General features: G+C 55.7%; 22 protein-coding genes. 3 read left to right on the top strand and 19 right to left on the bottom strand.

The features are described 5' to 3' along the window. Window positions 1-43 precede the first annotated feature (43 nt). Window positions 44-220, top strand: coding sequence for a ribosome modulation factor (gene rmf, locus AB5Y71_RS11345; protein ID WP_010674759.1), 177 nt, complete (start codon window positions 44-46; stop codon window positions 218-220). Window positions 221-304: 84 nt separating this feature from the next. Here rmf and fabA read toward each other — a convergent pair whose 3' ends face one another. The 4 genes from fabA to AB5Y71_RS11325 form a co-directional block, all read right to left on the bottom strand. After that, window positions 305-865, bottom strand: coding sequence for a 3-hydroxyacyl-[acyl-carrier-protein] dehydratase FabA (gene fabA, locus AB5Y71_RS11340; protein ID WP_124929438.1), 561 nt, complete (start codon window positions 863-865; stop codon window positions 305-307). A 76-nt stretch (window positions 866-941) separates the two neighbouring features. Further along, the gene (locus tag AB5Y71_RS11335) at window positions 942-2918 is read right to left on the bottom strand and encodes a Lon protease family protein (protein WP_368171600.1); all 1977 of its coding nucleotides are present in this window, start codon (window positions 2916-2918) and stop codon (window positions 942-944) included. Between the two features lie 441 nt (window positions 2919-3359). Continuing rightward, window positions 3360-3731 (bottom strand): hypothetical protein, encoded by a 372-nt coding sequence (locus tag AB5Y71_RS11330; protein ID WP_279498260.1) that lies wholly within the window; start codon window positions 3729-3731, stop codon window positions 3360-3362. 44 nt (window positions 3732-3775) lie between these two features. After that, the gene (locus AB5Y71_RS11325; protein ID WP_323875448.1) at window positions 3776-3988 is read right to left on the bottom strand and encodes a DUF3892 domain-containing protein; all 213 of its coding nucleotides are present in this window, start codon (window positions 3986-3988) and stop codon (window positions 3776-3778) included. A gap of 246 nt (window positions 3989-4234) precedes the next feature. Here AB5Y71_RS11325 and AB5Y71_RS11320 point away from each other — a divergent pair, with 246 nt between their 5' ends. Then, the gene (locus AB5Y71_RS11320; protein ID WP_368171599.1) at window positions 4235-4666 is read left to right on the top strand and encodes a hypothetical protein; all 432 of its coding nucleotides are present in this window, start codon (window positions 4235-4237) and stop codon (window positions 4664-4666) included. A gap of 28 nt (window positions 4667-4694) precedes the next feature. On the opposite strand, the gene AB5Y71_RS11315 is transcribed toward AB5Y71_RS11320, so the two are convergent. The 14 genes from AB5Y71_RS11315 to AB5Y71_RS11250 form a co-directional block, all read right to left on the bottom strand. Then, the gene (locus tag AB5Y71_RS11315) at window positions 4695-4985 is read right to left on the bottom strand and encodes a hypothetical protein (RefSeq protein ID WP_368171598.1); all 291 of its coding nucleotides are present in this window, start codon (window positions 4983-4985) and stop codon (window positions 4695-4697) included. Between the two features lie 245 nt (window positions 4986-5230). Beyond that, window positions 5231-6232: a zonular occludens toxin domain-containing protein gene (locus tag AB5Y71_RS11310; RefSeq protein WP_368171597.1), complete on the bottom strand. Its 1002-nt coding sequence runs from the start codon at window positions 6230-6232 to the stop codon at window positions 5231-5233. Between the two features lie 14 nt (window positions 6233-6246). After that, window positions 6247-6513, bottom strand: a complete 267-nt coding sequence (locus AB5Y71_RS11305; protein ID WP_368171596.1) for a DUF2523 family protein — start codon at window positions 6511-6513, stop codon at window positions 6247-6249. Further along, window positions 6513-7637, bottom strand: coding sequence for a hypothetical protein (locus AB5Y71_RS11300; RefSeq protein ID WP_368171595.1), 1125 nt, complete (start codon window positions 7635-7637; stop codon window positions 6513-6515). Before AB5Y71_RS11300 ends, AB5Y71_RS11305 begins: the two co-directional genes overlap by 1 nt. Before the next feature lie 113 nt (window positions 7638-7750). Then, a complete protein-coding gene (locus AB5Y71_RS11295; protein WP_157160767.1) occupies window positions 7751-7915 on the bottom strand; it encodes a major capsid protein in 165 nt (54 codons plus the stop codon). Between the two features lie 14 nt (window positions 7916-7929). After that, a complete protein-coding gene (locus tag AB5Y71_RS11290) occupies window positions 7930-8052 on the bottom strand; it encodes a hypothetical protein (protein WP_368171594.1) in 123 nt (40 codons plus the stop codon). Continuing rightward, window positions 8052-8306, bottom strand: coding sequence for a hypothetical protein (locus tag AB5Y71_RS11285; protein ID WP_368171593.1), 255 nt, complete (start codon window positions 8304-8306; stop codon window positions 8052-8054). The genes AB5Y71_RS11290 and AB5Y71_RS11285 overlap by 1 nt, the downstream gene beginning before the upstream one ends. Before the next feature lies 1 nt (window position 8307). Further along, a complete protein-coding gene (locus tag AB5Y71_RS11280; RefSeq protein WP_368171592.1) occupies window positions 8308-8646 on the bottom strand; it encodes a DNA-binding protein in 339 nt (112 codons plus the stop codon). Between the two features lie 53 nt (window positions 8647-8699). Continuing rightward, on the bottom strand, window positions 8700-10427 hold the full coding sequence (locus AB5Y71_RS11275) for a phage/plasmid replication protein, II/X family (RefSeq protein ID WP_368171591.1): 1728 nt from the start codon (window positions 10425-10427) through the stop codon (window positions 8700-8702). 462 nt (window positions 10428-10889) lie between these two features. Continuing rightward, complete coding sequence (locus AB5Y71_RS11270) at window positions 10890-11075, bottom strand: hypothetical protein (RefSeq protein WP_047440144.1); 186 nt, start codon at window positions 11073-11075, stop codon at window positions 10890-10892. A gap of 632 nt (window positions 11076-11707) precedes the next feature. Then, window positions 11708-12169 (bottom strand): DUF2158 domain-containing protein, encoded by a 462-nt coding sequence (locus AB5Y71_RS11265; protein ID WP_368171590.1) that lies wholly within the window; start codon window positions 12167-12169, stop codon window positions 11708-11710. Between the two features lie 657 nt (window positions 12170-12826). Then, window positions 12827-13165, bottom strand: a complete 339-nt coding sequence (locus AB5Y71_RS11260) for a hypothetical protein (protein WP_005333109.1) — start codon at window positions 13163-13165, stop codon at window positions 12827-12829. 372 nt (window positions 13166-13537) lie between these two features. After that, window positions 13538-14815, bottom strand: a complete 1278-nt coding sequence (locus AB5Y71_RS11255) for a tyrosine-type recombinase/integrase (protein WP_368171700.1) — start codon at window positions 14813-14815, stop codon at window positions 13538-13540. 380 nt (window positions 14816-15195) lie between these two features. Beyond that, a complete protein-coding gene (locus tag AB5Y71_RS11250; RefSeq protein ID WP_100653758.1) occupies window positions 15196-15498 on the bottom strand; it encodes a YebG family protein in 303 nt (100 codons plus the stop codon). Between the two features lie 170 nt (window positions 15499-15668). Here AB5Y71_RS11250 and AB5Y71_RS11245 point away from each other — a divergent pair, with 170 nt between their 5' ends. Further along, entirely contained in the window at window positions 15669-16544 is an 876-nt protein-coding gene (locus AB5Y71_RS11245; RefSeq protein WP_368171589.1) for an esterase/lipase family protein, read from the top strand. 90 nt (window positions 16545-16634) lie between these two features. Here the strand turns inward: AB5Y71_RS11245 and AB5Y71_RS11240 are convergent, their stop codons facing one another. Further along, complete coding sequence (locus AB5Y71_RS11240) at window positions 16635-18608, bottom strand: SDR family oxidoreductase (RefSeq protein ID WP_159158995.1); 1974 nt, start codon at window positions 18606-18608, stop codon at window positions 16635-16637. Between the last annotated feature and the right edge of the window lie 141 nt (window positions 18609-18749).

The raw sequence follows: 18749 nt of genomic DNA, 5'->3' as shown, positions 1-18749 counted from the left end.
AGAATTGGTCGCTTTTTTTGTTCCACGAAGAGGGTCGTAGATGATGAAGAGACAGAAGCGGGACCGTCTGGAAAGAGCTCGTGCTCGTGGTTATCAGGCTGGCGTGGTCGGCAAACAGAAAGAAGCGTGTCCGTATCAATGCCTGGATGCCCGAGGGCATTGGCTTGGTGGTTGGCGTGACGCCATGGAAGGGCGGGGCTCAGGCCTCTTCATGAAGTAAGTTACTTCATTACACTCATTACAAAAGGAAAGGGGCCGTTGTGGCCCCTTTGCGTTAATGCTGTTTTACCACCAATCAGAGAGATCAGAATGCGGTGGTATCTTTGAACAGGCCCACTTTCAGGTCTGTGGCGCTGTAGATTGGACGACCGTCGACTTCGACCACGCCATCAGCAATCCCCATCACCAGCTTGCGGTTGATGACGCGCTTGAAAGTGATCTTGTAGGTCACTTTCTTGGCTGTCGGCAGGATCTGGCCGGTGAATTTTACTTCACCTACGCCCAGAGCACGACCCTTGCCGGGGCCACCTTTCCAGCCAAGGAAGAAGCCAACCAGCTGCCACATGGCGTCCAGACCGAGACAGCCCGGCATCACGGGATCACCCGGGAAGTGGCAATCGAAGAACCAGAGATCGGGGGTAATGTCGAGCTCTGCCAGGATCTCGCCTTTGCCGTGCTCGCCACCGTTGTCATTGATCTTGACGATGCGATCCATCATCAACATGTTGGGGGCGGGCAGCTGACTGTTACCCTCACCAAAGAGTTCGCCACGGCTGCAAGCCAGCAGCTCTTCACGGGTAAAAGAGTTCTTGCCCTGTTCACACAGGGAAAGGCGGGCTTCCAGGGTCGAATTGTCTACGGTCACGCTGAGTTTCCTTCAAATGAGTAAAGCTGCGCCAATTTAGCTTACAGTTGTTCGCTAAACAACTCCGATCACTTCATCAGCGGCCAAACAGGCGCCCCAGCAGGGATTGCAGCAGTCCGACTTTGGCAGTGGAGCCGTTCAACTCGTCCAACCGCTCCTGAATACGGCCAAACAGGGTATCGGGCATATCAGGCTCACCGGCGACACAGCCAGTCAGCAACTCGATGGCCTCTTCCACATGATCCACCGGGTGGATGTGGAACTGGCCTGCTTCAACCGCTGCAATCACCTCGTCAGAGAGGTTCAGCTGCTGGATGTTGGTGCCCGGCAAAATGATCCCTTGCTTGCCGGTGATGCCGTGGATTTTGCACACCCGGAAGAAGCCTTCAATCTTCTCGTTCACGCCACCAACGGCCTGCACATTGCCAAACTGATCGACCGCACCGGTCACGGCGAAGTGCTGATAGATAGGCTGGCGGGCGAGGGCAGAGAGCAGGGCACACAAGCCGGTCAGTGAAGCGCTGTCGCCATCAATTTCGTGGTAAGACTGCTCGAACACCAGATTGGCCGACAGGGGGGAGGGGTTCTCTGCACCAAATTTGTTGGAGAGATAGCCGTGGATAATCATCATCGCCTTGGCGTGGATATGACCGGCCAGCTCCGCTTTGCGCTCGATATCCGCCACATCGCCATCACCAAGGTGTACGGTAGCAGTGAGGCGCACCGGCTCGCCGAAGTCATAGGGGTGACCGGAGACCTGAATGACCGACAGGCCGTTGATCTGGCCAATCTCTTCGCCATCGGTTTGCAGCAGGATCTGGCCGTCGATAACTCCCTGATCTGACTGCTCAACCAGATAGTTGAGGCGGTAATCCTGCTCTTCCAGTGCGCCGCGAATATGCTCGTCGGTGACCACATCGGATTCCAGCTCCCGGGCCAGACTGTCAGCCATCCGCATGATTGCGGAGAGTTGCACTTCGGAGAGCGACAGCCACTCCTGATGGTCACAGAGGCGACTGGCATGACGACAAAGGGCGGCGAGGGCGGCTGGCGTGAAGTCCAGCAGGCTCCAGCGCTGGCGCAGCCAGGCCAGGTACTGCAGAAATTCCTGCAGATCCTCTTCAATATTCACCTCTGACACCAGATCCGCGCGCAGGAAGATGCGTTCGGACATATCGCGATCCAGCATCTGGAACTCGGCCACGTCGAGTCGGTCACCCACCAGGATCAGCTTGAGCTTGATGGGGGTCGCTTCAGGCGCGAAGAAGGGGGTCAGGGTTTTCCCTTCCTGATAGGCGTTCCAGTCCAGCTCGCCTTTTTGCATGGCATTTTTCAGTTTGAACCAGAGGTGCGGCTGATCCAGCAGCTCGTCCAGTTGCAAAATGAGGTAACCGCCGTTGGCTTCGCGCAGTAAACCAGGCTCCAACAGGTGCTGATTGGCATACACAGAGCCTTGCTCGGTCTGGTAGTTGATGGAGCCAAACAGGGTATCCCAGTTGAGATCACGGCCATAAATTACCGGCGCTTCCTGCGCTTCGTGGTGGATCAGCAGGTTGATCAGAATAGGGTGCTGGAACTCCAGACCCAATGCCACGTGAGCCGCCAGATCGGAGAGGAAATCATCGATTTTCGGATCATTGTTCTGCTTGCGCATGATGCGGGTCACGATGCGTTCGGCATCGAGATGGTGGCTCAACAGCTTGAGCAGCTCGCCAACCATTTCGCAAAACTCAACACCGGTGCCCGGTTGCAGGCGCAGCCAGATAGGCTTGTAGGGGTTGTTCAGATTCTCGGTGTAGCAGAGATCAAACAGGTCACCATCCTTGCCATTGGAGTCGGCAATCAGCGTCTGGCAAACGCCTTCGTAATCTGCGCCGGGGAATCCGTTGAGCAGCATGACCGGACAGTCACCATCAAAACTGGCAAGACGTTTGATGCCGGAAATGGCTCTGGGTTGCAGCGCAGCAAAGGGGATAGATTCAAGCTCGCTAAGCTTTGGGAACTGTTCAATCGCAAAAGCGGGTTTTAATTGTTCTGATGTTAATTCAGCCACTTAAGACATCCGGTCGAAGATAGGATCAATTTTTGCCATTATACACAGTTCAATAAGTGGTGACAGGAAACAAGATATGCAATTTAACATAATATATATTATGCGCAGTCATGCTTGTAGGCAGAACAAAGGGGCCGGAGGCCCCTTGGGTTTGTAGTTAATGGCAATCAAGCTCAGAGACCAGCTTTGTGCCTTAGGATTGCTCCCGCATTCGATATGCTTTTGGCACATTCAAGGCTCATCAAATACTGCTCCATAGCCGCAATGTTGGTTGCGTTGCAGCTTTTAGATAAGACATCAACCACTTGATTAAACGTGCTTGTTGAACCCAGTCCACCTTTGGCGTCAGCTCTGGTCAGAATCTCATGTACCTGTGGATTACTGTAGTTACTCATATGCTTAACCCTCTGTAGTCAAAATGGATGAAATGCCAATCAATACTTAACTAAGCCCTAGATCCTTGCGCATATGATGGATTAGCTGCGACTTGGCTTGTATGAATCGTTCTGAATAGTCAGCATCGGAATAGTGAAGTCGCAGTAAAAAATACATAGAATCAATGGTTTGCTGGCTAGCCACGAGCTCTACTCTGGCAATAGTTACTGCTTGTTGCTGGTACTTTTCAGAAGCGCCAGAAAAAGCGATATCTGCATGATTCATCAGAAAGCACTCAAATGCAGCCTTGCGCTCATTGAAGAGACTCTCCGAATGTTTAGCTCTACGAGCAAGCAACTGCTGTATAACAGCAGCAAGAATGGAACCTAACCCTATGCCGGTTAATACCGTCGATAGTGTAGATACATCAATGTCCATCAAGCCTCCTGATGCCGATAACTAGCTTTATCGGCATCACCATCCTAGTCCTTATCAACGTTGTTCTGCTCAGTGCTATCTGGATCAGATCTCACGTACTTGACTCCATTGCGCTCATAAATATGAAAGTCAGGATGTTTTCCTTCGCGTACCTCTTCAATAAGCTTTTTACGAGGAACTGTCCCCCGCCCTGGAATGGTGTAAGTTTGGTTTTCGCCGTTCTTCCCATCCTTGTTACCACGAATATTCTTTGCCATATGCATCCCCTCTTTGAGCACAATGCTCCATACGGATATTGGGGCTATTGCTTGCAAACCAAGCCCTTACTGACAAAAAACCTACTTCGTAAGAGATAACACCCCTCGCCCGTGCATGGTGTGAGCATGGTTGTCTGGGAATTCCCCCCGTATTACTTTTTGGAGGTCTTCACGTTGAATGGAAATCAGGTGTGCACCGGAGTTGCTGGCCAAGGTCGACCCCAATGATGGGATTGGACGTGACTGATGAGGACTAGCAACCCGCTACGGGAACGGCGCTCGCTGGATGAGTTGACTGCCGGTGTCGACCTGTTGGCACAACTGCGGTGCCACCGCTTTCGACGGCTGGATATCACTGTGCCCGATGACCACCAGTTGCTGTGGTTCGACGTGTTCCCGTTGGCCGGTGCGTTGGTGCTGGTTCATCGGGACACCCCGTTGTGGGTCTGCCGCTGGCAGGTGGTCGACCGTGTGGCAGTTATCAACGACTGGCGGGCGTTTTGGTACACCCATCACCAGGATTTTGCCCATCTGCCGCTGGAGGCGATTTGTTGGCTATCCAGTCGTTACCAGGTTAAATGGGCTGCGCCCAGTGGCAGGCACTTTTGGCAGCGCTGCCTGCGGGAGGCCCGCGCCCGTGGCCTGTCGGTGAACGCTGGTGCCATCGGCCAGCCCTAAACCTCGCTCACCGGGTTGGATGGCTCTGTTAGCCATGGTCTATCGGCGCGACCTCGCGGCGTGCGGCATGCAGCACGTCGGACATTTCCCCTGGGCTGGCCCGTCGCACCACATCCACAGGCCTAGCACTGCTCAGCCAGCCATTGGCCGACTGGAACCAGATCGCGAGCGCCACAGGGCCGCGCTGGGTTTGCAGGATGCTGATGATCTGGTCCAGTTCTGGCGATGCTGGCAGGTTCAGTTCAGACAGGCTCAGCACATATCCTTTGGCCAGCAGCTCCTCACGGGTTGCGACCCGAAATGGTGAATGCTCTCCCATCTGATTCTCTCCTCTGGTGTGGGCCTACTCTGTGGGACATGTTGAAGGTCAAAATAGAGATTTTGAAGGTTAAAATGGAGATGTTGAAGGTGAAATCTCACATTTCCATTACATGTTTCCATTACATGATGACGCTCATTATTGGTAACTGTTACCGTAAATAATGATGATCGGCCATCCGCCTGTCCGCCGCCCGCTAGCGGTCGTCGCCCAGTCGCACGGCCCTGCGCCTGCGGCGCTTCGTTTCACAATTTTGCAAGAGCGATCCCCTGTTCTGCCGCATCCAGCCAGATAGATCTGTCAGTGATCTTCCATAGGTCCGGCCCTGCCGGTCCTGCCATGATGATGATCTCTCCCCGCTCCTCACGCCAGTGCTCTATCTGGTCCCAGGTGAGCTCGACGGCGCAACCGCCCTCCTCCCGTTCCAGGCATAGCAAAAACTGCGTTTTACCAGCCCATTTCAGCCACCCATGGTACGCCAGCACCGGCAGTGCAGGTGCTGGAGACATGGTGGCGACAGCCTCAGAGACTGAGGGCAGTTGTTCTGGCGGTGCCTGGTAGAGCGGCTGATCGCCCTCCTCTACCTGTGCAGTGGTGGTCTCCTGCCCACTACCTGCCATACTCGAAAATGTGGTCACCACCATTGCTAGTCCAGCCGCGATAGCACCGACAGGCAACAGGGCTTTTTTAATGATCGGCCACCACGGCAATGGTTTGTGCGTGTTCTCTACTGTTGATTTGTACAGTAAAAAAATCTGTTTATTGAATTTTCGCTTTTCGGGGATCGGTTTGAGTTTGGGCTGGCAGGCGGCCTCACAGTAGCTCCACTCATACCAGACGCTATGCTCCTGCGCACGGGGGCGATACGCATGTAGATGGCGCCCCACCAGGGCTCGGACGTCCTGGTCGATCAACCCTGGGTGCTGAGTCAGGAGGATTAAATCGACCCCTTTGTGACGGTGGGTATTGAGGGCTGCGACGCTCTCGGGGCGTCTGGAACCACTGGGACGGGACGGCCAAAAATCCTGGCACTCATCCACGACGATCAGGCTGCCCTCGGGCAGGTCCATCCAGCGCAGTGGGTCGAACTCTGCCACGGCTCCAATTTCCGGTGCGAGGTCGTTGACGTTCGAGAAAATCAGTCTGGACCGGGTTTTTGGATCGTCATCGTTGCGCAGCTCGGCCAGGAGTTCCACACAGCGCAGCGTTTTTCCGGCGCCAGGCGTGCCGGTGATGAGCGTGATCATGGGGGGCACCTCCTCTATTTGGGCAGGAATCTGGTGGCGGCTGACAACGCCAGCGCCGCGCTTTGACCAGCAAAAAATGCGCTGATAGGCACATCGGCGTGCATATACCCCAGCAGGCCGAGCAGGTCAGCGGGGATGCCGGACAGGCTCGCCTGGATTCGCCCCATCGCCAGTTGCAACAGCTCGGAAAAACCGATCATCGATACGATGCCCACCCCCAGCGCCAGTAGCGCACGAGCGAGGATCGAGCCGATCATTGTGCTGGTCAGAGTTGCCCACATCAGGCACCTCCTGTGCGCACACGCAGCACGATAGCGAGAAAAACAACGATCGCCGTCAGGTCGGATGCCGGCACGACATAGGTGCGGATCAGCGGGCAGAACGCGCCCTCATGTTGCGAAAAATCTATTTTCCACTCAGGGAACTGCGGTAGCGGCACGACCGCGCCAGGCAGTGAGCAGGTACGCGGCAGCCATCCCCAGGTGTCAGGAGTGAACCAGTTGCGCACATCGAGCACCTGACGATCCACATCCCCCATCCCTACATCTGGCGGCAACTCAGAGCCGCCCTCCCCTGGTCCAGTCGTACCGGGATCGGTCTCCAGTTCACTCAGACGCAGCGGTTCCCACAGCTCGGCGGGTAGCTGGTCATGCTGAGCCAGTGGGCCGATGACCCCGGGGGTCATCAGGGCAGTGGTCAGCTCCGACGGGCTCAGTGATGCCTCTGTTTGAGGCATTTCGAGCTGTTTTTCTGGTTGGGGGCGGATGATTTCGCGGAATCCGCGCTCAGCGATGCCTGGCTGAGCCGCAGGGACGAAAAATTCCTCCCTCATACGCTCGGAGCCCAGATCATAATGGTTGAGCCATGCAGGGTCAGGGCGCCATGGATCTGTAGCTGGGAGTCGAAGCACGAGTCGGGCCGGAGCGCTGGCCCACATGTAGCAAGGGAGGTAACCGTACGCGCTACGTTTGACGCCGGTTGCGTCGGGCGCCTTGATTAGATCGCGCTCGCAGGTCTGCCAGTCAGGCAGGGTGCTGGGTCTGACTGCCACCCCATCGGGTCGTACTTGCACATCTGGCCACATACTGGTCAGCGACCCGCGTACGGCCTCGGCCAGCAGCAGACCGACTGTGGCTGTGGCCATCAGGCGGCCTCCGAGCACACGGGTCACCAGTGCTCCGCCCTGTGCAGCGACGGGGCGCAGGGCTACCGCCGTTCGGCGGACGTTCCCGAGTTGATCGGTCCAGCGGACCAGGGCGTGAGCACGCCCGTCGACGACGCGATTCAGAGTCTCGATCGTGCCGGTTTTACCACCGATGATCGGGACGTTGAGGGCTGCGGACACAGGTCCAGATAGCCCTAGCACGACCAGTGCCGCACACATTTTCAGCGAAAAATGATCCATAAGGCCCCCGCGAATCCGATTAGGACGATCCACCCCATGTGAACCCCCTCTATTTGTGGTAACTTTTACCAATAAAAAGGCCCCCAATCTGGGGGCCAGTATGCCGTTTGACTCTACCGCCCCATCGCGCTGCGCACGATGTGCAGAAGTTTCACCGCCGCCGTGATGCCCAGTACAACCGCACCGATGCCCACGACTGCCGCAGTGCCACCGGACATGGCCTGAGTGGCCGCCTGCACGAGTTGGGTGCCGATATCACCTGCAGATTCACCTGCCATTTTTGACTCCTAGATTATTTCAGCGTTTTAGTGACGACCCGGACCACCCAGGCCGTTCCCCAGAGAGCAGCCACGGAGGCCGCCAGTTCTACACCCTGCTCTGGCGTCAGCGAGAGCAGGATTTCGAGGGCGGACATCAGGTCCGCGCCTCGGAATTTCGGTACTGCGTGTCCAGTACGCGAGCGCCATCGATCTCGTGCCCCGGCACGACGCAAAACCCGATTTTTTCTCCGACAAGCCGCTGAAAATGGCCGACGGGATCGGGCAGGCGTTGCAGTACTAGCGGCGGGATGATCACATCGACGTCGCCATCTGCTGTGCGCACGATGACGGAAAAATCGTGAGCCTGTTTAACGCCGACCAGCACGCCGGTGACAGTGGTTGTGTGCATATCAGAGCCCCAAAATCTGTTGTTTTGAGTCCAACATCAGCGCAAAACCGGCGCCGCGTTTTCCGGTGTAGGCCTGCACCCAGACTGGCAGGCTGAGAATCTGACCGCGCAGCCCCTCGAGCTGACGCGGCAGACCTGCATCAACGGCGGCCTGCGGCAGACGGACCTCGACGAGCTCGGATGTCTCCCCGCCATAGGCATCGACAGTGGTGATCCGAACCCCGGCGGTATGACGGATGATCTGCTGCTCGCCGTTGCGAAATGCGTCGGTTTTGACCCCAGCGATTTCACCGACCAGGTACAGGCCGGATGCGCCTACGGGCTGAGTTTTATCGTTCATCTGAATCAATCCTTTTTGGTAACGGTTACTAAAAATGGTGCCATAAAAAACCCTCACACCAGACGTAGCTGCGGATGGCGGGGTTTGGCGGGAACGCGGAGATCGGCGACCTCCGACTGGACCACTATCAGATCCCAGTCGACCTCGGGCGGGAACTCGCCCGCGTGGGAGCCCAGACCGTGACCGGCTGAGCGGTCTAGGAACGCGCGGATTTCTGCGTCGGTGTCGGGTCGGCTATCGACCGGACCGCATAACACGTCGTCAGTGCCAACGCAGGCAACCAGACCGTCGCCCACGGCGAGGCGGTGACGGAAAGGGACCTGCATTAGGTCGCTGTCATCCATCCAGCGAGACAGGTCAGCCGGTTTGAACCATGTCGGGGCCGTGTTGACGGCTTGGACCTCGAGCACGGAGCGGATGGACACTACGACCCCTGCGGCGAGGCGGCTCTCAGCCGTCCCCTCACAAGACTGGAGGGCTGCACGGGAGATCCCGGCGTCGATCAGCTCAGCGACGGTGCGATACCAGCTGGCCTGACTGGCTGGCGGCGATTTTTTTGCCGCAACCCAGCCGCGATCGATGATCGCTCGCAGGTGACACAGGGCCCGGCGCAGGCCCATTGAACGGGCTCGACCAGTAAAATTTTGTTCGTAATAGTCGGCGAGTTTTTGCTCGAGCTCGGTCTCGTTTGCGAGCGACATGGTGGGATCTCCCCAGAGTGCAGATAAAACCGGGCGCCAGACGTGTGCCCAGAGGCTGTGTGTGAGTGATGTACCAAGGGCCGCGAGCTGATGCTCGCAGCGGATGAGATCGACGGCGGTGCCATCCCAGTCAACGATGCCGAGCCGCTCGAGCTGGCCGAGGATGCCCCGACGCATACTGCGGGCCTCAAAACGTAAGAGTTTTTCGCAGTAGCTCTGGTAGGCGGGGTCAGACAGGGCCTCGACCCGGGCAGCCAGGGCGACGTTGCTGGGGTCGCGACGGGCCTCGGCAGTCACGCGCTTCAGTTCCTCGCGGGCCTCGGGGCCCTTTGGGTAACAGACCCCGCGCTGGTGCTCGGAGGTGGCGTTTAAATAGACGCTTGTGCCGCATTTATGGCGGATTTTCTGCTCGGCATCGGCGTAGTTATCCATTGTGCCAGCAGCATGGACGTGGCCGATTTGAACGTGGCCGACGCGTTGCAGCATGGCCCCGACATCGGCCACTGTGGCGCACTGCACTCCGGAGGTGGAGTCGATCCGCATGACCCGGGCACCTGCCACGTCGACCAGCGCGGCGAGTTCTGGGCAGGCGCGGACAAACGCCGACAGCGCTATCGGCAGAGCCTGGGCGAGGGTGCGGATATCGCTATAGGCGTTGCAGCCGTAGCTTAATTTTGTCGGGTTGAGTTTCACGGAAACATACGGGTCTAGACCGAGCCGGGTGTTGCCGCGAGGATAAATTTTGACTGCCATCGAGCCGAGGTGCGATTCGACGGATTCGAACGGAGTGTGTAAATCATCGGTTGTCACCGATCCGTCTGGCTGGAGCGTGATCTCCGCGCACAGGCGCAGGTCGGGCACCAGCAGAGCGAGTGCTTTCAGGTCGATGTCGAACGATTTTTCGGTGGAGAGGCTAACGATGCCGTCGTACTCAACCGCGTCGGAGGCGCCCACGCAGTAGCGGGAGTCATAGGGGAAATGGAGTCGCAGCTCGACAAAATCGCAAAAAACGCCAAAGGAGGCTAAAAGTGCCTCGAGATTGTCGTGATCAGTGGTGGTGTGCTGTGATACCGGGTCCATGCGCCATCCGAATGCAATGCTTATGAAAAAAATCCGGCCTCGGCGCCAAGGCCGGACCAACAACAGTTTTTTTCATTACCCCTGAAGGGGTGCATTGCCCGAAGGCGTCATATCCCGAAGGATTTGATTGAGACACGAACGTGTCTCGAGTTGTCCGCAGACCGCTCCACATAAAACGTGGAACTTGATCATCCTGCCACAGGGTCAGACGGAACACAACGATTTTTACAGGTGAAAACAGACCCCAAACAGGCCAAAAAAAGGGTCTCAAATGACATCGAATTTATCACGGTGAGAATTGGGTGGGAGATTACAGTACTCCCACCCGACCCAACCACCCTCCCCCAGACCGACCCGACACACAAAAACAAAAACCGCCCCTACGGGGTCGCGCTCTCTGCCGCTGGGCAGGCCGACCGGCGTAGGTGGTCGTACAGATGACCACCCGTGCGGACGGCAAAATCAGGGCTCTGGCTCACCGGCCACCGCCCGGTTGAACTCGGCGAACTCCGGTGCCTGCTCCTCCCAGAGCTCAATGGCCAGCGAAAGCTGCTCGATCAGCGCCCTGTTGGCGTCATAGACATCGATCAGTCGTTCCAGCAGCGCCAGCGCCTGCTCATAATCTGCCTGGCAATGGATCTCGATCATAATTCTGCCACCGGTGCCAGTTGCGCCAGGGTCGCGGCCCGGATTGATTCCAGGATAGAGACCGCATGTTCTGGTGGGATGGGCGCATCGAATCCAGCTACCAGGGCGCGGATATGCGAGTCCAACGAGTCAACAGCGGCACGATCAAACGTGACCGTGACAGTGCGTGCTCGCTGCCGTTGCCTGTATCGAGCCTGTTTTTGCGCTGGGGTCAGTGCCGTTCCTGTGCTGGGGCGGCCACGGCGGCGGGGTATGGGGAGAAGGTCGGAGGTGGAATGATCATTCGGGTCGCGCATCTGGAAATCCTTTTTGGTAACGGTGACCGAAATAGAGTAGCACCATTTATGGTAACTGTTACCAAATTTCGCGCGATCTAGGCCTTTTCTCTATTTTCACTCACAGAACGTGATGGAGATAGACAGTGACGCCTAGTGGTGGGTGCTGAGAGTGAGGTGATACACCGCGCATAATAGACATTATGTTACGGGCGGGAATTGGTATAACGATGCCGCTGCGCGGCCCACGTTCTACCAACACCCGTCAGCACAAGTGCTGCAAACCCTCAACATAATGCTCGCATTATGCGCAGTCATACCTGTAGGTAGAACAAAGGGGCCGGAGGCCCCTGACGCTCAATTCTTCAATGAATCACGAGCTTTGTCCCAAGGAGCCCAAGCAAGCTCGGTTTTTTCTTCACTAAAATCAGCTTCTTTAACAAGGGCTGCCGGATGAAACTCGGCATACAAAGAAGTCAATTGACGTTGTAAAGGATCAAGCCAAATACAACCAATAGAAGGCTCTCTTCCACAAGAATCGTCAACAGTTGTCACCGTCATCAATGGACCGCCACTTTGCAACTGAACTATCTCACCAACTGCAAAATATTCGCGCTGTTGAGTGTCCGGTTCACTGCCAACTCGGCTAAGCGAATGCACAGTAAACTGTTCTATTTGAACGCGTTCTGAAGCAGGACAAAACCATACACATGTGGCTAGTTGTCTTTCCTTATCAACACCATCAACGGTCATATCAAAGCTACCACTACGCAATACAACCACTTGACCTGGGGCAATCAAATCTATCAGCTTGCTCATTAGTAAATGATCCTTTAGGCAGGTCTAACCACGCTGGCTAGCTGAAAAGATCGTACCAAACACATAAACCAATAGATACGTGTTGACATGAAATTATTTAATGATGTCAACAGGTTAGGTGTTGTCACTGATGCCGATAAATAGGGTTATCGGCATCATTGTGAGAGATAACAAGGCTTATTGAAAGCAGTAGCCCGCAGCTTTTCCTTAGCTTAAAGGTTCGGAAATCGATCAGGATCGAGGCTGCATACAGACCTCCAGCGATCTGACTGCCCAAAGCAGAAAGACAATATCTGGTTGATTCCTCCGCAGATGCTCTTGCAGCGACAACAGAATTACACAGTCAACCGCCCTGCCCCACATCACTGAAATGTCCTATTTTGAGACAAGAGTCCACTATTAAATCAATACGTTGTGCGGAATCCCCCTCACTAATTGAACGTTATGTTTGATTTTCACCGTTATAACCATCGTCATTACCGTGAATATTCTTGGAAATATCTGCCCCCTACTTGAGAGGTATCTCTCTGAAAATATTGATACTCCTTCTTGTAAAACAGCCATAAAAATGCCGACTATCGCGATAGATTCCCCTCCCCTTAATTCTCACGGTTTATTGTTGTGGCTGGCATGATTGCGACTTTTTTGGAAGTCGGGTCAATTCATATTCAAGGCACGTTTGGCGATGGCCAATGTGGGTGGCTGGCAGGTCAAGTAGAGGTTGCTGTTGAACTGCTGCAATATACGTTTGAGCTCGTTCATATCGTCGGGATGGAGGGTTAAGGACCAGAGCGCTCGGGGCTGGCCGTGATGGAGGCCATTGGTATAGATAATGGTGCAATCTTCTATACGCAACTCTTTGCAGTGGGCCTCCATCTGCAGGCCCACATCCGGAAACCAGATATGCAGTGTGCCTGAAGAGATAAAGGTGAACTGGGCCATGAGCGACCCTTTGCCAACGATCCTGAAGGTCTTTTCCACCACTGCCACTTGCATACCTGCTCCTCGGTATCTCGTTAATATTGATATCAATATCACCAATGATGACTGGATATGCAAGTGTGATAACAAGGCGCTGTTCAACCGAATATGACTGCTTCCGGCATGTTACTTAGCTTTCGGCATCGGGTGTTATCGTTGTTTCAGCAAGCAATTTCGTTTTTTGCTTCTCTGCTACGGGATAAATATGTATACCGCAGATGGCAAGGTACCTGTTCTGAATCATCCTTGTGAGCCAAAAATATTTCCTGAACCGATTGCCATCCAGAGAAGTACCACATTGCCGAGCCAACTTCTATGACACCCCAAACAAGCCATTCTGTGTTCTAAGAGCAGTCAATACAAATCAGGGTCATGTCACATTGTTCGTTATCTTTTGTGAACGTTATCTCTCATTTGTTGGTTCAGCCGGTCCAGCGGCTTTTGCTGGGCGCTCTCATGTCGTTCACTGTTGCTGGTGTGCAGGTATTTCGAAGTGGTGTCGATGCTGTCATGTCCTGCATCGGCCTGTACGTGGGAAAGCGGTCTCCCATGCAGGTTGATGTCATGGGTGATCCCGGTATGGCGGATCGCATGGGGAGAGAGTTGCCGCATTTCGGCTGCATCCTGGGCAAATCCATCCTGCTCTGCCAATTCTGCCCCTTTACCGATGATCACCATGATCAAATCCCGTAGCTGGCGAATGCCGAGGTTGGCGTTTAGCTCACCCTGCTCGCGGCCGTGGGCTGCCGCTTTATGGCGAACGAACAGCGGTGTCTGTTCATCCGGTGTTGGCAAGGGAGAGAGACCGAGGAAGCGGCGGTAGCGTTCGAGTGCCGCCAGCAGCGCTTGGGATACCGCTACGGTACGCCGTTTGCCCCCTTTGCTTTGCGGAATAAAGTAGCCCCAGACGCCGGTTTTGCGATCCCGCCTGAACTGCCCCATCACAGGGGTAAAGCCTGGCCGGGCTGCAACCTCAGAGATCCGCAGATAGCAGGCGTACATCAGAATGGTGAGAAAACGGCTGCGCTCGTGTTGCTCCGGATGGTCGTTGGCAAGGGTATCGGCGGCCTGCATCACGTATGACCACTGCAATTCGCTGAAGGCCTGCACCTGATCATCGGCCTCCTGCTGTTGCGGCCGTTTGACCCGCTGCAGTAGCAGAGCGGGATTCCTGTCCATGTACTCCTCCTGGATCAGGAACTGGAAGAAGGCCGACAGGATGGCGAGCTTTGTCTTCATCGCCTGCTCGCTAAGACGATAGGGCAAGGTGCGGCCCAGCTCCCGTTTGCCCAAAAACGGACGCCATTGCGGGTTGGGTAACCGCTCCCCCCACTCCTTGTCGAGGACAAATTGCGCTACGTTGCGATAGGCGATCAACTTGTCAGGGGGGGACTGACAATAGTCGAGATATCGGATCATGATGCGGCGAGTGAGATCTTTCGGGCTGATGGCCGCCTCGCGAAAGCACCAGTGCAAAAAAGTGGTCAGTTCGCTGCGATAGGTTTTGTAGTTGTTTTCGCTGTTGCGCTGCTCTAGCAGCCAATCGACCGCCAGTTCGTAAACCAGCCCGGCATCGGGCACATCATTGAGGCTGAGGTTGGCAAGGTACTGATTGACCTGCGGATTGCCAGCTTCCAGATAGATAAGGTTGTCAAACAGCGGCATGGCTGGCGGCAAGGATAATGGTTGTTGAGTCATGGTGTTGCTTGTTGATGATGAGATGAATCGATATGGGCCTGTGAGCCGAGTTGATAGAAAAGGGCTCGTGATAGATGAATGCGGCTTCTATTGGGATTGGTACTGCCTCTTGTTGTTGCTGATTAAGGTCACCGGGAGCGATCTGGATAACGTTCTCTTCACTGCTTGCTCATTATTTCCTAATAGATCTGGCTGATGTCACTCAGTGGTGCACGCTATTTAGTTATGCATTTGATATGCACTGCTGTTAAAAAATTCTCGGGGTAAATAGCCGTAAAAATGGTTTTAAATGCAAATGAAGTGAATGCGGCGAGCTGTTTATCCCGAGAAATGGCAGGCTTGGGTAATCAGGCCACCTGCTTGAGTGGCTTCTCCTTGCGCTTGGCTGCTGGGGCCTCTTCCTCTTTCATGCCAGCCTGAACCTTGCCGCCGCGCAGCAGGGTTTGCAGCACATCACGCTGCTCTGCCAGGTAGAATGCTAGACTCTCTTGCTGCTCTGGCGCCAACTCGATCGGGGCACCAGCCAACAGGGTCATCAACTCGTCGGCCGTATCCAGCAGCTTGTCATAGGCATCTGCCTCTTTTTTGCTGGCAAAGGTCATTTTTTCCACTCCCCCACGAACAACCACATATTTGATCTCGACAGCCATGATGGCCTCCTCTTGGTGATGATGGATAGAGTATATGTATGGATATACAGTATTGCAAATAACCTCACCGGAAAAGAGTTTGCCGGGGTTTAGCGACAAAAGCCGCGTTGGATCAAGTTGTCTCAAAGTGCCATTTGACTTCCACGCCAGACTGGTCGGATCATGGCCTTATGACGATCGTACGACACCTGTTTATCCTGCTGATGGTAGAGGTGCTGCTCCTCGGGAGTATCGCCCACGTGGTCGTGGGACTTCCTTGGTTGCTGACCCTGCTGTTTGTCGTGTTTGCCCTGCTTGGGTTGCGCTGTCTGGTGGTGCTCGGCAGCTGGCTGTTTACCCGCTTCTACCCCTCCCCGGCTATCGGCCCCTGGCGCAGGGTGAAGATGATGGCGCAGGAGATGCTGGCCTACCTTTACACCTTCACCTTGTTGCTACCGTTCGAGCCTTTGCTGATGGCACCCGATCGGCTGCGTCCATGCCAGCGCCCCGTATTGCTGGTACATGGTTACGGTTGCAGTCGCGGGATCTGGCACACCCAGCGCGCCCGACTGGAGGCTGCAGGCCATGTGGTCGCCACCATTACCCTGATGCCACCATTTGGTCATATCGATGAGATGGTGCCGCTACTGGCCAAGCGAATTGACGATGTGTTGGCGCAAACCGGGGCTGACAAGCTGGTGCTGATCGGTCACAGCATGGGCGGACTGGTCTGCCGCGACTATCTGGCTATCCATGGTGGTGACAAGGTCGCACGCCTGATCACTCTGGCTACGCCTCATCAGGGCAGTCAGTTGGCCGCCCTTGGGCTTGGGGCCAATGCCCGCGAGATGGAGCCCGGTTCCGGCTGGTTGCAGCGTTTCGCCTCGGTTCCTCTCTGCGTACCCGGCATCTCAGTGCGCACCAGTCACGACAATGTGGTGATGCCACAGGAGCGGCAACGATTGGCGGGAATGGAAGATATCGAGTTGCCCGCCATTGGCCATCTCTCTCTGCTCTACTCCCGTCGCACGACAGATCTGCTGCTTGATCTGCTGTCCCGAGTCTGACCCTCCTTATTCGTCCTTCAACAGTTATTCCAAATAAAACAGGGGCCTGATTGCTCAGGCCCCTGTTGCTCTCTTTATCCCATCATCCGGTTAGAAGTGTATCCCCTTGATCAGGGTCGAGACGGCAACCTGATCGGCGGTCGCCTTGGACTTGTCGCCATCCTTGGGATCGGCAAAGGTGCGGAAGCTGGTGTTCATGATGACCTGGGCGACGCGCGGTGCCAGGGCATGCACCACCTGACCAAACACCCCGAGGCGTGTGGCCAGTCGCACATGCTTGTTGATGATGGTATCGCACACCAGATCGGCCGCCTCTTCCGGCGTCATCATCGGCACCTGCTCATAGACCTTGGTCGGCGCGACCATTGGCGTTTTCACCAGCGGCATATTGATGATGGAGAAGCTCACCCCTTTGTCGGCAAACTCCGAGGCGGCGGTACGCACCCAGGCATCGAGGGCCGACTTGGAGGCAACATAGGCGGAGAAGCGCGGTGCATTGGTCAACACCCCGATGGAGGAGATGTTGATGATGTGCCCTTTTTTCTTCTCGATCATGGTGGGTAGCACCCCCATGATCACCTTGAGCGCGCCAAAGTAGTTGAGCTGCATGGTGCGCTCCAGATCGTGGAAGCGATCGAAGGAGTCCTCGATGGAGCGGCGGATGGAGCGGCCGGCATTGTTGACCAGAATATCGACGCCACCGTGATCGGCCACGATGCGAGCGGTGATCTCCTCGGCCTGCGCCAGATTGGAGAGATCCCCCTGATAGATCTCGATGGTCAGCCCCAGCTCGGCAAACTCAGCTTTAGTCTCGGCAATCTTCTGCTCGTCGCGGGCGATGGTAACGACGTTGGCCCCCGCTCCAGCCAGCTTGCGCGCGGTTGCACGGCCAATGCCTGAGGTGGCCCCGGTCACCAGCACCACCTTGCCTTCTACCCGACCACGCAGGGAGCGATCGATGAAGAGCTCCGGGTCGAGGTGACGCTCCCAGTAATCCCACAACCGCCAGGCGTAGCTGTGCAGCGGCGGCACTTCGATACCGGTCCCTTTCAGTACCCGCTGGGTTTCGCGACTGTCGAAACGGGTGGGATAACTGATAAGGCGGAACACATCCTTGGGCAGACCCAGATCGGCGATGGCGGCATCGCGGATACGGCGCACCGGCGCCATGGTCATCAGCATGGCGGTCAGGTGGCGGGGAATGAAATTAAAGAGAGAGGCGTTGATGCGGATCGCAGGCTCTGGCGCATGGGCGGCGCGGGAGAAGGTGCTCAGCATGTCGCCAACCCGCATCGGGTTGGGGTCGGTCAGGTGGAAGGTTTTGTTCTCCTCTCCCTCCTGATGGGCGATATGCACCATGGCATCGACCACAAAGTTGACCGGCACGATATTGATGCGCCCGCCCTCAACCCCGATGGCGGGCATCCAGGGCGGCAGCAGACGGCGCAGCTTTTGGATGGTCTTGAAGAAGTAGTAAGGGCCGTCGATCTTGTCCATCTCGCCGGTATTGGAGTCACCGACAACGATCCCAGGTCGATAGACTCGCCACGGAACTGTGCACTCATTGCGCACAATCCCTTCCGCTTCGTGCTTGGTCTGGAAGTAAGGCATGTCGAGGTGCTCGGCTTCATCAAACATATCCTCGCGAAACAGACCATCGAACAGGCCCGCTGCAGCGATGGAGCTGCAGTGATGGAACTGCCCCGCCCCCAGCCGCTCGGCAAGTTGAACAGCCTGACGGGTCCCTTCGGTGTTGACCTGCTGCTGGATCCCGGCCTTGGCGTTCAGATCATAGATAGCAGCCAGATGGAAGAAGTGGTCGATCTTGCCGATCAACTGCTCCTGTATCTCGACCGATACCCCCAGCAGCGGTTGCGTCATGTCGCCAAAAACCGGGACTGCGCGCGATTCATCCACATTCCAGAATGCAAACAACTCCGGCAATTTATCCTGATGAGAGGCACGCATCAGAAAATAGACGATACAGTCGGGATGCTGTTGGAATAACTTTTTGATCAATCGACGCCCGATAAAACCACTACCGCCAGTAATGAAATAGTTCATAAAGAGAATCCTGCTACTGATTAGGGTGTTACTAGGTTGTTAGATATATCACGATTCATATGGGAATCCGCAATTTGATTGTCGGTTCGTGAGCAAACCCTAATTTCGGTGGTGTGCCTGTTCCGTTATTAGGTAGAACCC

This window comes from Aeromonas sp. R9-2 (genome assembly GCF_040908025.1).
Lineage (GTDB): Bacteria > Pseudomonadota > Gammaproteobacteria > Enterobacterales > Aeromonadaceae > Aeromonas > Aeromonas veronii.
The sequence above is the reverse complement of the archived record's forward strand: the minus strand, read 5'-3'. Positions and strand labels throughout refer to the sequence as shown.